Annotated in this window: 14 protein-coding genes; all 14 read left to right on the top strand. The window is 33.8% G+C overall.

All coding sequences use genetic code 11. From position 1 onward, the window contains the following. The 14 genes from O0R46_RS02210 (at position 1) to O0R46_RS02275 (ending at position 12,628) form a co-directional block, all read left to right on the top strand. Positions 1 to 459 carry a hypothetical protein gene (locus O0R46_RS02210; RefSeq protein ID WP_269311966.1) on the top strand — a complete coding sequence of 153 codons (459 nt, stop codon included), beginning with the start codon at positions 1 to 3 and terminating at the stop codon, positions 457 to 459. Continuing rightward, positions 459 to 950: a phage tail terminator family protein gene (locus O0R46_RS02215; RefSeq protein WP_269311967.1), complete on the top strand. Its 492-nt coding sequence runs from the start codon at positions 459 to 461 to the stop codon at positions 948 to 950. The genes O0R46_RS02210 and O0R46_RS02215 overlap by 1 nt, the downstream gene beginning before the upstream one ends. A 1-nt stretch (position 951) precedes the next feature. Beyond that, a complete protein-coding gene (locus tag O0R46_RS02220; RefSeq protein ID WP_269311968.1) occupies positions 952 to 2,058 on the top strand; it encodes a phage tail sheath C-terminal domain-containing protein in 1,107 nt (368 codons plus the stop codon). A gap of 13 nt (positions 2,059 to 2,071) precedes the next feature. Next, positions 2,072 to 2,518, top strand: coding sequence for a phage tail tube protein (locus tag O0R46_RS02225; protein ID WP_269311969.1), 447 nt, complete (start codon positions 2,072 to 2,074; stop codon positions 2,516 to 2,518). Between the two features lie 12 nt (positions 2,519 to 2,530). Further along, a complete protein-coding gene (locus tag O0R46_RS02230; RefSeq protein WP_269311970.1) occupies positions 2,531 to 3,043 on the top strand; it encodes a phage tail assembly chaperone in 513 nt (170 codons plus the stop codon). A gap of 196 nt (positions 3,044 to 3,239) precedes the next feature. Then, the gene (locus O0R46_RS02235; protein WP_269311971.1) at positions 3,240 to 5,165 is read left to right on the top strand and encodes a tape measure protein; all 1,926 of its coding nucleotides are present in this window, start codon (positions 3,240 to 3,242) and stop codon (positions 5,163 to 5,165) included. Then, complete coding sequence (locus tag O0R46_RS02240) at positions 5,166 to 5,867, top strand: LysM peptidoglycan-binding domain-containing protein (protein WP_269311972.1); 702 nt, start codon at positions 5,166 to 5,168, stop codon at positions 5,865 to 5,867. After that, on the top strand, positions 5,867 to 7,882 hold the full coding sequence (locus tag O0R46_RS02245; protein ID WP_269311973.1) for a C40 family peptidase: 2,016 nt from the start codon (positions 5,867 to 5,869) through the stop codon (positions 7,880 to 7,882). The genes O0R46_RS02240 and O0R46_RS02245 overlap by 1 nt, the downstream gene beginning before the upstream one ends. A 3-nt stretch (positions 7,883 to 7,885) precedes the next feature. Further along, positions 7,886 to 8,164, top strand: coding sequence for a hypothetical protein (locus O0R46_RS02250; protein ID WP_269311311.1), 279 nt, complete (start codon positions 7,886 to 7,888; stop codon positions 8,162 to 8,164). Continuing rightward, complete coding sequence (locus tag O0R46_RS02255) at positions 8,164 to 8,601, top strand: DUF2634 domain-containing protein (protein WP_269311310.1); 438 nt, start codon at positions 8,164 to 8,166, stop codon at positions 8,599 to 8,601. Before O0R46_RS02250 ends, O0R46_RS02255 begins: the two co-directional genes overlap by 1 nt. Beyond that, positions 8,594 to 9,646, top strand: coding sequence for a baseplate J/gp47 family protein (locus O0R46_RS02260; protein WP_269311309.1), 1,053 nt, complete (start codon positions 8,594 to 8,596; stop codon positions 9,644 to 9,646). Before O0R46_RS02255 ends, O0R46_RS02260 begins: the two co-directional genes overlap by 8 nt. Further along, entirely contained in the window at positions 9,643 to 10,194 is a 552-nt protein-coding gene (locus O0R46_RS02265; RefSeq protein WP_269311308.1) for a putative phage tail protein, read from the top strand. Before O0R46_RS02260 ends, O0R46_RS02265 begins: the two co-directional genes overlap by 4 nt. Positions 10,195 to 10,451: 257 nt before the next feature. Continuing rightward, positions 10,452 to 11,594 carry a hypothetical protein gene (locus tag O0R46_RS02270; RefSeq protein WP_269311307.1) on the top strand — a complete coding sequence of 381 codons (1,143 nt, stop codon included), beginning with the start codon at positions 10,452 to 10,454 and terminating at the stop codon, positions 11,592 to 11,594. After that, on the top strand, positions 11,594 to 12,628 hold the full coding sequence (locus O0R46_RS02275; RefSeq protein ID WP_269311306.1) for a hypothetical protein: 1,035 nt from the start codon (positions 11,594 to 11,596) through the stop codon (positions 12,626 to 12,628). The genes O0R46_RS02270 and O0R46_RS02275 overlap by 1 nt, the downstream gene beginning before the upstream one ends. The last annotated feature ends 7 nt before the right edge of the window (positions 12,629 to 12,635 follow it).

The raw sequence follows: 12,635 nt of genomic DNA on the forward strand, positions 1-12,635 counted from the left end.
ATGGAGTGGGAAGGTTTAGACGATTGGATAAAGGAGTTTGAAAGAGCAGAGAAAAAGAGTAAAGTAGTTATGAATGATGTTGCTCTTGCAGTTGGGGAGTTTGTGCTTGAAGATGTAATTGAGAATACACCTAAAAATAAAGATGAAAACGCTGTTGGAGCAGGTACGCTACAGAATGCTTGGAAGCTTAGGAATCCTAAGAGTGGAATAACAGAGGTATATAATGACGCACAATCAGGTGATGGTGAATTCTATGCTTGGGACGTAGAATACGGACACAGAACAAGAGCAGGAATGAACTTGAAAAAAAGCCACAAAAGAAAGAGGCGAATTGAAAAAGAGGGCAAGATATTGTTTGTCCCTGGTGTGTTTATGCTTAGAGATTCTATGAAACTTGGTGAAGATAAAATGGATAAAGAACTTGAGAAAGCATGGGATAAACTATTTGGGGGTAGATAATGGTTAAGATTAACGATTTAATAAGTTCTGTATCTAATATGCTCTATCAAGCAGTAAAAGACACTAAGTTTAATGTAAAAATTACAGATGATGAAAACCAACGACAGCTATATGCAGACAAAGACATAGGCTGTTTTTTTATTGATGTTCACATTGGAAAGTCTAAGTCAAGGAACTTGCATTTTAACACAAAGGATGTAGAGGTAAGTATTAACTATTATCCACAATCTATTGAAAAAAAGCGAGATTTATACGACTTAAAAGACATATTAGATACAACATTTACAAGAAGTATTGTAGTAGGAAAAAGATACTTACATATACAAGATATTACTGACAATATTATGAGGGATGATATAGGCTATTGGCTTAATTATACTTTCAACTTGTCGTATGCAGAACAAGTGTATTTTGATGTACACGATAGAGATACTATGGGAAGTGTTGATGTAGCACTTCTTGAAGAAATAAGAGTGGAAAGAGAGGTATAGAATGGGAATACCAGAATTAAAAATTAGCTTTATGGAAGCTAAAAATAGAGATTTAGAAGGGGCTACTACTGGAGTAGTCCTTTTAATTTTGAAAGAAACTGTTTTGTCGGGATTTCATGAATATTTGTCTATTGAAGATGTAAAAGAAGAGTACACACCTACTAATCTTCAATATATTAAGGACGCTTTTATGGGAAATGTTCAAGATATAAAAGTAGGAGTAAACAATTTAGAAGCTAGAGCATATACACCTTCTAAAGTTATTGTATGCATTATAAACGAGTCATTCACGCTTGACAAAGCACTTGAAGAGTGCGAAGGTTACGAATTCAATTATATGTGTATGCCAGACGCTACAGACGAGGTAGAAAATCCTAAGCTTATAGCGTTTATAGATAGTTTACCAGCTGTAGGTTATTCAGCAAGTTTAATAATTAACACAAAAACACCAAGCAACAAGCCTAATATAATTGAGTTTTATTCAACTGGAGATGTAACAACAGAAACAGGCACATATAAGGCTAATCAGTTGTTGCCATTTATAGCTGGGTTATGTGCAGGAACACCATTAACACAATCTATAACATATGCAGTAGTTCCTTTTGTTATAGCTATACCAAAGCAGACAAGCGTTGAAATATCAGCGTCTATAGATGGTGGAAAGCTTGTATTAATTAAAAAAGGTGGAGTTGTAAGAATAGCTAGGGGTGTTACTTCTCTAACTTCTACAAGTGGAGCATATGGAAGTTCGTTCAAGAAGATTAAGCTTGTAAGAACATATAACGCTATTAATAACTTAATAAAGGGCGCAATAACTAACTTTTATATAGGAAAATTAGCAAATACTTATGATAATAAGGTGCTACTTATAAGCGAAGTTAGTAACTACCTAGAAAGTATGGCTAAGGATGGAATCATAGATAAAAAGTTCTTGGTTGATATAGATGTTGAAGCACATAAGACGTATTTAAAATCTGTAGGCATAAATTATTCAAGCTTTACAGAGCAAGAACTTAGAGAAGCGAACACAGGTTCTAAGGTGTTCTTAAAGATTAGATTAAGAGGTGTAGACGCTATGGAAGATTTCTACATAAATATAGTTATATAGGAGGTATTGATATATGGAAAAGGGACAAGTATATGAAATACTAGGTACAGAAGGCATATCAGGAACATTTGGCGAAGTGTGGCTAGATGGAGAGTATGTTGCAGAAATAGAGGGTTGCCAGCTTAAAGTTGACTTTGAAAAACAAACTGTAGCAAGACCAAGACGTATGATGAAGGCTCATAAGACAGTAGGAGCAGAAGGTAAAGGTTCTGTAACTATGACAAAAGTTAAATCAAGAATGATTAATCTGATAGGACAGAGAATGCAAGACCAAAAGACATTAGCTTTTGAGCTTATATCTAAGTTGGATGACCCTGATTCAATAGGAGCAGAAAGAATAAAGGCAAAAGATGTGCAGTTTGATGATTTGACATTGGCAGACTGGAAAAATGGTGAAGTAGGGAAAATAGAAGCTCCCTTCACTTTTGATGGCTTTGACTTGATAGATGTAATTAAATAATTGGAGGATAACATGGCAGAAAAGAAAATAAACAATGATGTAGAAGCTGTAGAAGTAACTGATATAGCGTCTAAAAATGATGGAGTGAACTTAATAGATTTATTACTTAATAAGGAAAAATCAGATTTTCTAGAGAAGAAAGAAGAAATAGAAATATCTAGCTTATCAGAACTACTAGGCATACCTGTAATCGTTGAAATGAGAAGAATGACACTATCTCAAGAAGCAGAAATGGAAGATTATGGCTACAAAATGAAATTTGTAGAAAATGGTAAAAACGCTAAAGATAGTAAGCTACAACTAGCAGAAAACACTAAGAAACGTAAGCTTATGACAATAGTTTATTCTATATTCTACAATGGCGAAAAGTTCTTTGCGAATAAGTCACTAATGGCTAAGTTTGGAGCAGGCACACCAGCTGATTTAGTGCTTATACTTCTTACACCAGATGAAATAGATATGATTTATGGTGCTTATGACGACATGGTTAATGGAGTGACTGACGTAGAAGAAATAAAAAACTAATAGAGGGGGACCAAGAACTTAGCATATCTTATTATCTGTGGAGATATGCTAGGCTTACTCCCTCTCAAGTATTGAAGATGAAAAAGGAAAATTATGGAGAATATATACTCTTAAAAGCTTTTTTAATTAAAGAATTTGAAGAAAAAGAGTTGGAAATGCAAACACAGATTTGCCCTCTAATAGGAGGTGAAAATTAATGGCAATAAGCACTAGAGAGCTTAAAGGTCGCATAAAAGTTGAAAACAACGTCGAAAAAGAGTTTAAAAAAATGAGTAGAGAGCTTAAAAACTTTAAAAAAGAAACTAAAGACGTTGATAAAGAACTAAATAAAAATCGCAAGTTCAAAATGGACGCAAACGAAGCTAAAAAAGGTGTAAAAGATGTTGGGGATAAGATTAAAGAAACAGATAATCTTAGTAAAAAAGGCATAAGAATGCACATAAAAGATTTAGCTTCAAGTGGCATAGAAGCTATAAAAGGTAAGTTGCAAGGCATGGGTAAGCTTGGTGAGATAGGTATTAAGATTCTTGGAAAAGCTCCTGCACTCGCTGTTATAGCAGGTATTGGTTTTGGTTTAGGAAAACTGGTGAAATCAGCATATAACGGTGTAAAAGTGTGGATAAATGACGCCACCCAATGGACATTACAAAAGATTCAAAATGGCTTAGCTATGCTTAAAGATAAGGTAATAAAAGTTACTATAGAAGGCTATAACGAGTATTCAGACTACAAGTCTAGAGCAAAAAGTATAAAAAAAGGCATGAGCTACAAAGAATACGATAAGCTTATGCAATCAACAGCAAGCGACACAAGAGGTAGCTTGAAGGATACTAGAGCAGGTGTAACTAAGTTAATGCAAATGGCTCCTGACACTTTTGGCGGTGACGCTAAGAGTGCCGCAAAGTTCTACAAGACAGCTATGCAGTCATTCAGAATAGGTGGAGCAAGTTCAGAAGAAGCAAGTTCAGCAATGTATCAGATGAATCAAGGTTTAGCTTCTGGGGCATTACAGGGTGATGAATTACGTTCAGTTCGTGAGAATGCACCACTTATGGCTAAGATGATTGAAAAAGAACTTGGTATGGGCATTAAAAAAGCTGGTGAACAAGGCTTGGTTACAGCAGAAGTTGTTAAAAGAGCATTAGAAAATAATGCTAAAGAAATAAACGAGCAATATAAAAATATTCCATTGAATTTCAAAGATATGTGGGTTATGGCAGGTTCATTTATGGAAGCTAACGTATTCACACCATTATACGAAAGAATGCAAGGGGTGTTTGAAAACCCTGCACTACAGAACTTCTTTAAAAATCTTTATTCTGACGCAGAAAGTTTTATGAAGAGTTTTTGGGAGTTGATGGATCAAACTAATTTTGGTGGTATTGATTTTAGTATACTTTGGGATTCGCTTAGTCCTATAAGGGATTTATTTAATGATATATTTGATTCAATTACTAACAAGTCGCCTGGTGCTGTAAGTTCAATAAATGACTTTGGAGCGTTTGTCAACAGAACGTTTGAAGGCATGGAACCTGTCATGGAGTTGTTCTCAGATATAGCGAGAGATATTTTTGATTTCTTAAAAGAGCACCCAGATTTTGCAAAAAAAGCTTTAGCAGCTTTGGCTTCTTCATGGCGAAAAGATTGGGCTGACATGAAATTAAAATTAGAATTAGCCGACAAAGTTATACTGCCAATTCTTACAGAGTTTAATAATGCAATAACAGCTGTAGAAACAGCAGTTACAAGCTTAATGACATCATGGAACACAGCCTTTAATAACATGAAAAAACAGAATATGGAAAGTGCAGTTGGTGGAGTTTTAAACTTTACAGGTGGTGGAAGTGGAAATAGTGGATATGTAAGACCACCTGATGGGAAAGGTGTTAATAGGGCAATGGGTCAAGCTAGAGTCCCATACGACAACTTCCCAGCGAACTTACATCAAGGTGAAAGAGTACTTAGTAAGCGTGAAGCTAATGAGTATGATAAAAAATCAAGCAATAGTGCAGGAGTAGTGTTTAATATATTCGGACTAACTGTAAGAGAACAAGCAGATATTGACTTGATAGCAGATAGATTCGTTAAGAAAATGAATTTATCACTAGAAGGAGGTGTCTAAATGGGACTTATAGTTAATCCTACTGATATAGAGGTCTATTTAGTGCATAAGCATAATAGACTGAATATGATACGTTTTCCTGTTCTTCCATCAGAATTCGGATTGAATGTGAATGCAGACATATCTTCTGAAAAAATAGTAAAAAAAGGTAAAGTAACTTTCTATAACGGTAAAGAGCCTAGAAGTACAACTATAACAGGCTTTTTCCCAAGCGCTGACGCAACAAACGAATATATCAAGGTGAAGGGCAAAGACCCTTACGACTATATAAGGATGATTGAAGAGTGGGCTTTAGGTGGCTATAGCTTGAGATATATAGTTACTACTACACCAATTAATGTTCCAGTTGTTATATCACACTTTGAATACAAAGAAAATGACGGGAGCGGAGATGTATACTTTTCAATAGAATTGAAAGAACATGAGCCTTTATTAATTCCTACTTGGCAACCACCTGCACCAGCTGTAGTGAATAAACCTACAACTCCTCCTAATAAGCCTAGACCAGCTCCAGTTCCTGCAAAAAAACAAAGGATACACATAGTTAAGCGTGGCGAACATTTGTATATGTTAGCACAAAAATATTATGGCAATGGAAAGCTTTATAAGAGAATTAAAAATGACCCAACAAATTTAAAAAATTATCCAAAATTAAAAAGAAGCAACTATATATATATTAATTGGAAGTTGGTGATACCTTAATGAAAGAGCCAATTAACTTAATTAATCCTGACATGTATCATGCAGGGAATATTGAAATAATAGCACATATACGTGGAAAAAATGAGTTCTATAAGTTATCACCTGTGTTATCACAGATTACTTGGAGTGGGGATATTAAGTCCCCTTCTAGAACTCTTGAATTTGATTTTTTAAAAGGTGTTACAGATGATAGGGTAAGAGAAATAGGGTTAGTTGTTGGGTCTACTGTATGTATGTATGAAGATGACAAAGAATTGTTCAGAGGCACAGTTACTGACATTTCAAGAGCTACTAATAACAATGAGATTAGGGTTACGTCACACGACATAGGATATATACTTGGGAAAGATGAGGTAAGTTTTAATTTCGTCAACACTACAGCTTGTGATATAGCAAAAGCTATTCTTAAAGGTTCTAAAGGGCAAATGCAACTTACATATGGAAAGCTTGCAGTTGCCGGAACAAAAATAACTAAAATGTTTATTGGAGTATCAAGGTATGACGCTATAATGAGTGCATATACAACGCACTCTAAGGCTGATAAGTCACATAAAAAATACATGATTGAAGTAGATTTAGACAAAATCAACGTTATAGAAAAAGGTATAGTAAAGCTTAAAATAACGTTTGATGAACGTGTAAATATTGAGAATGCTGACTATAAAGAATCTATAAGCGGAATGGTTAATCATGTTATGGTTGTAGATGAGAAGGGAAATATAATTAAAAGTAAATCATCTAAGGACTATGGAACAGTTTTCAAAACTATTACTAAAATTATCGAACAAGGAAAAGATAAGACGGTTACAGATGAAGAGATAAATAAAGAGTTTAAAAGCATTGAAAAGACTTGTAGTTTATCTGGGTATGGTAACACTAGCTGTAAAGCAGGGTATAAAGTGCAGGTCAAAGATAGTCACACAGGACTTGTAGGAGAATTTTATATTGACAAGGATAAGCATACTTGGAGTGGTGGTGTCTATAATATAGACTTAGACTTGAATTTCGATAATATCATGGATGAAAAAGACGCAGGAAAAGACGAACAAAAAGAAAGTTCGACATCTAGTTCAGTATCAACTATGGGTACTGATTGGGGACATGGTATTACAGCTGATATGATAAACAAAGTATTGAAAGGCAAACTTGCAGGAAGAGGAGCAGAGTATATAAAGTGGGGTAACGCTTATAAAGTTAATCCACTTTTAATAGCTCTAATACAGAGAAAAGAAACAGGTACAAACTTCAATTCAAGATTAGCTAGAGAATGTAACAACTTTGGTGGAATAACAGCAGACCCATTATACAAGAAGAAAAGCGGTAGATTTGTTATTTATCCAAGTATTGAAGTTGGTGTAGAAAGACACTTTAGGCTTGTATCAGTTAAGTATCTTCATGACTGGGGGAAAAGGTCAATTGACGCAATAATGGCTGTCTATGCTCCAGTTAGTGATGGGAATAATACTAGTGGTTATATAGCAGAAATGAAATCATGGTATCAGCAGTTTTCAGGCAGAGTATGGAACAACTCACTACTTGGCACAGGGGTAGCTAATGAACAAGAGGCACACAACAACATCACTGTATATAGTTCAACAAATAGTGGAAATGGTAGCTTGAGTTGGAATGGAATACAATTTGAAAATCCTAGACAGATGAGAATAGTTCAATTCGCCTATTCCATGATAGGAAAAGGTCGCTATACATGGGGAGGGCACGGCTCACCTTATAGGTCAGACTGTTCAGGGTTTGTACATTTTTGCTATGCAAGTGCAGGTATTAATATCGGCTGGACTACAGCAGACCAAAGGTATAATGGTCGTCAAATCCCACTTAACCAAATAAAACCAGGTGATTTTGTGGTAATGAGCAGTGCGGCGTCTGGAAGTGGTAGACACGTTGTATTGTATGTTGGTAATGGACAAATAATACACAATGGTGGACCGAGTGGTGCTCCGATTACAAAACGAAGCTTATATACAACAGGTTGGTACACAGTTAGGAGGTGTTGGTAATAATTGAGCAGTATAAATGATTTAATTAGGTTAATAAGAAGAATTTCAAAAGAAGAATTTAGACCTTCTTTTTTTTATGCAGAGATTACAAATATTTCACCTCTTAGATTAGCTTTTAACGGCTTAGAGTTAATATCAGAACAGATTATGTTGACTAATACAGCAAAAACGCTTATAACGTCAAATAACATGCTTAAAGGTGATACAGTATTAATTAAGGCAAATTATGAAGATGATAATAGTATATATAGCGTTTTATTAGTAGATAAGGTGGTGAAGTAATGGAAGAAGAACAATTTTTCCCGTTTATTGGGGTTGAAGATGATTATATTTATCAATCTAATAAGGATTTACCACTATTTGAAGAGTTTGCTTATGATTTTGAAATAAATGATTTTATATTTGATGAAAAAGGCGAGATAAAAATTCTACAAGGTGTTGAAGCTTTAAAAATATGGATTAAAAAAGCACTACTAACAGATAGATTTGTTCATGAAATATATTCATGGGATTATGGGACTGAATTAATAACCTTAGTTGGGCAAAAATTTAGCCAAGGGCTTACTGAATCAGAAGCTTTTAGATACATAACAGAAGCATTATTAATCAATCCATATATTGAAAATGTAACAAACAACGGTGTAAAGTTTGATGGTGATAATCTCACAATTAATATAATTGTTGAAACCATATATGGGGAGGTGAATATAAGTGTATGAAGATAAAACATTAGAAAGTTTAAAACAAGAAATATTGAATAAAATAGACCTCCCTCTTGCTAAGAATGAAGGGAGTTTTTTAAACGAATTAGCTAGTGGATTTGCTCTTGGTAACGCAAATATATATGTAGTCTTAGACGAGATATACAACAGAGCTTTTCTACAAAATGCTTATGATGATATATTAGACGCTAGGCTTCAAGAATTTGGATACAAAAGAAAAGCTGGAACTAAAACAGTAGCATATATAACTGTATATGGTATAGAAGGAACTACAGTTCCTCATGAAACAGTTTTTTCATACCAAGATAAAAATTATGTAATTCTTGAATCGGCAGAACCTTATGTAATTACAAGTGGTGCTGTGAATATACTTGTAATGGCTGAAAAAGAAGGAAAAGACTACAATTTAACAAGTAGCATAGAGCTTAGTTGTGACTTGAACAATGTTGATAAAGTAACAAACATGGTTATAAAGACCATTGGTACAGACCCCGAAACTGATGATGAATTTAGGGATAGATTCTACTTCATGCAAGCTCATAAAGGTACATCAGGTAATATAGATGACTATGTTAACTGGGCATTAGAAGTGCAAGGAGTTAAGACAGCAAAATGTATTCCACTTTGGAATGGCAATGGAACTGTGAAAGTTGTTGTTATGGGGGAAAATGGAAGGAATGTATCAGAAGATATAGTGACAGCTGTTAAAGAGCATATAGAAATGCTTAGACCAATAGGGGCAAGCGTAACAGTTGCAACACCAAGCGTTCTATCAATTAATGTAAGTGCTACTGTAGAAGTTCAAACAGGATTTACAATTGATGGAATAAAAGAAGCTTTTAAGATTGTTTTAGGCGATTATCTGAATAGTGATGTTAAAGAAATTACTTACACTAAAGTAGGTGCGATATTATCAAGTATAGAGGGAGTAGTAGACTATAGCAATCTACTAGTCAACACAACAAATAAAAATGTAAAAATTGCAGACGACCAAATAGGAGCTGTAGGAACAGTACTTTTTAATGTAGGGGTGATTGAATGATAGATTTAATAGAGCTTTACCCTGAACACCTAAAAAATCCTACAATAATTGAAATACTAAGGGTTTTAAACGTTCAGTTAGCAGAAGAGGAAGAAGGCATAGAAAACTTAATAAAAGAGTTTAATATATCTACAGCAACAAATTCACTCCCACTATGGGCAAAGTTTGTTGGAATTGAATATAATGATGAAATAGACATAGAGATAATGCGTTCTAACATCTTAGCAGGGTTAATGAGTAACCAAGTTACAACAGTAAAGGTTATTAAAGAAATAGCTGAAAAGTACTCAAATGGTACTTGTGAGGTTATAGAAAACTATGCGGATTACTCATTTATCGTAAGGTTTACATCAACTGTTGGCATACCACTCAAGCTTGATGAAATTAAAAAATCAATTGATAGAGTAAAGCCTGCACATCTTAACTATAAATTTGAGTTCATTTATAGAACATGGGGAGATATTAAGAAGTTAGGACTTACTTGGGGGCAATGGTTTGCTCTTAATAGAACATTTAAAGAATTAAGAGAAAGGAGTGATTTATTATAGACGGTTTCGAAAAAACAACTAACAATGGCTTTAATAAAGTAACAGATAATAACTTAGTTGATATTAGACCAATAGCTGAAAACTTTGAGATAATAGATACAAAGCTTGGAAATGTTAGTACGACTAACTTAGAAGGTTATTCAGAAAGTACAGACGGAGAAATCAATATATCTAATTTAATTAAATATGTTTTTAAGAGTGCTAAGGAAACTACAATCAAACTATCTAATTGGAGCAATCAATCTCTGAAAGATGTATTGGATTGGCTAAAAGGTAGGGTTACTGACACAGTAAAACCTAATTTAGCAAGTAATTCCTTATATGATTGGTTATGGTTTAATATTGTTAAATCAACTTCTACACCTTATTCTCTTAATACAACGATAAATATGGAAGGTCTTACAACTAATGATTACTTAAATATTTCTTATGAATTCAAAAGTTCTGGACTTGTACAAGATAGTGCTGTTACTCCTTATGCTAGTATAATTGGGTTAAATCCAACTGGAAATAAAGTCATGGCATTAAATACACAATCACAAATGTTTGTAAATAACAGCGGTGTTGTTAGTATTAGTATTAAAGTAACACAAGATATGATAAATGCAGGAACTATCAAACTTGTAGCGTATTATTTAGGGTATAGTACAGGTAATATTTACTATAGAAGAGTTAAAGTGGAGAAAGGACAAATTCTAACTCCATATATTCAGTCATCTAATGATATAGAATCATTAAGGAAAGATATAGCAACAAGTAAAGCAGATATAGATGGAATGAAATTAATTGATACTGGATTAAGAAATGACATTAGCGGGTTACAAGCTAGTAGATATAATCTTATTAATGATGGTAATATACCAGTAGTTAATTCACAAAATTATCCAGCTGTAATCTACACTTTAGATGATAACACCTTAAAAGACAATGAAAAAATAACTGTTTTTATTTATGGCAGCATATTGGCAGACCAACGGTTCTATATGTGCAACACCGTCGGAGATACACTAGTAGCAAGTATTCCGTCAGGGGGAATATCTGAAAAAAAATTATATATTGCAAAAAGTACATGGAAAGTTAAAGACACTAACAATAAGTTGCTTGTCTATCCTTATCTAAATAAAACAACAGCAAATAATACAAATATAGATTGGATAGTTCTTGTACGAGGGCATGTTGATGGTATAAGCGAGTGGATTCCGTCAAAGTCTGATGTTATCAATATGCAACTTAACACAGACGTTAAGAACTTAAAAGAGGCAGAAATATTAGATAGACAAGATATAGTAAAGCTTAATCAAGAAATTACAGGTGAAGATGCCTTGATTGACGCTAACAATATCAAGTTTGCACAGCTTTTAGGTGTTGATATTGCAACAATCAAAGGGGGTATAGTGTAATGGCGATACGATTTAATCGAAAAGTATATGATAAGATACTTGCTGAATTTGAACCGATTTCTAAGAGCTTGATTAGTAATCTACAAAGTGTAGTATCTCCAACGTCGGCTATAACCAATTTAAAGACCTTAGCCGATAGGGTGGCACTAGCAGAACACTTAGACATGGTGAAAGCTGATACATACAAGCCTTTATTTCCAATAAATGGAATTACTGAAAATATGTTTATAGTATCTGCATGTAGAGGTAAGGTGTATATATTCTATAATCCAACATCAACATCAGACAATGTTACAGAAGTATTTATATACGACCCATTTACTAATACTGTAGGTGGGTTAAAAAATAAAAATATATCTCCACCTTATAGTAGGCTTCCAACTATGGGTGCAATAGATGATTTTGTGTTCACATATGAAGAGAATATCTACTATAAAGGTGCAGATTCAACAACTGGAAATACTGTAATATACAAGTTTGATACTGGATATGAAACATCAGAAGTTTTTACAACTTTAAATGTTTCCATAAAAAATACTAGAGTTTTCAATAATGGTTCAGATGCATATATATGTTATACACCAGGACCAGGTATAAGACGTATGTATAAGCTAAATATGGTGACTAAGACATTAACTTTAATAAAAGATTTTGGATTTACTAATACCTCTAACGTGACAATAGGTCACTTCTATAATGGAAATATATACTTACTAGAAAGTTCAGTAGACCAGTCAAACTATGTACTTTATAAGTATAATCCAGTCACAGGAACTTCTACAAATGCAAAGACTATACCAAAAGCGACTTCATCTTCAACTATGGAAGGTATTGGAGTTGGAAAATATATTTATATATTTAGTCATATAATGGGTACAATGACCATCCTTAATCTTGATACATATACTATAGAAGAACAAGGTATAGACTATAACTTAGGCGGTGGACTTACTCCAAAAGTATGTATGAACAGAAATAGAATATATGTGTATGATAATCCTTGGCTAGGCATTGTTTATCCAAGATTGAAGTAGGGGGTTG

Origin of the sequence: Peptostreptococcus equinus, from assembly GCF_027125355.1 — a bacterium.
GTDB classification, from domain to species: Bacteria; Bacillota; Clostridia; order Peptostreptococcales; family Peptostreptococcaceae; genus Peptostreptococcus; species Peptostreptococcus equinus.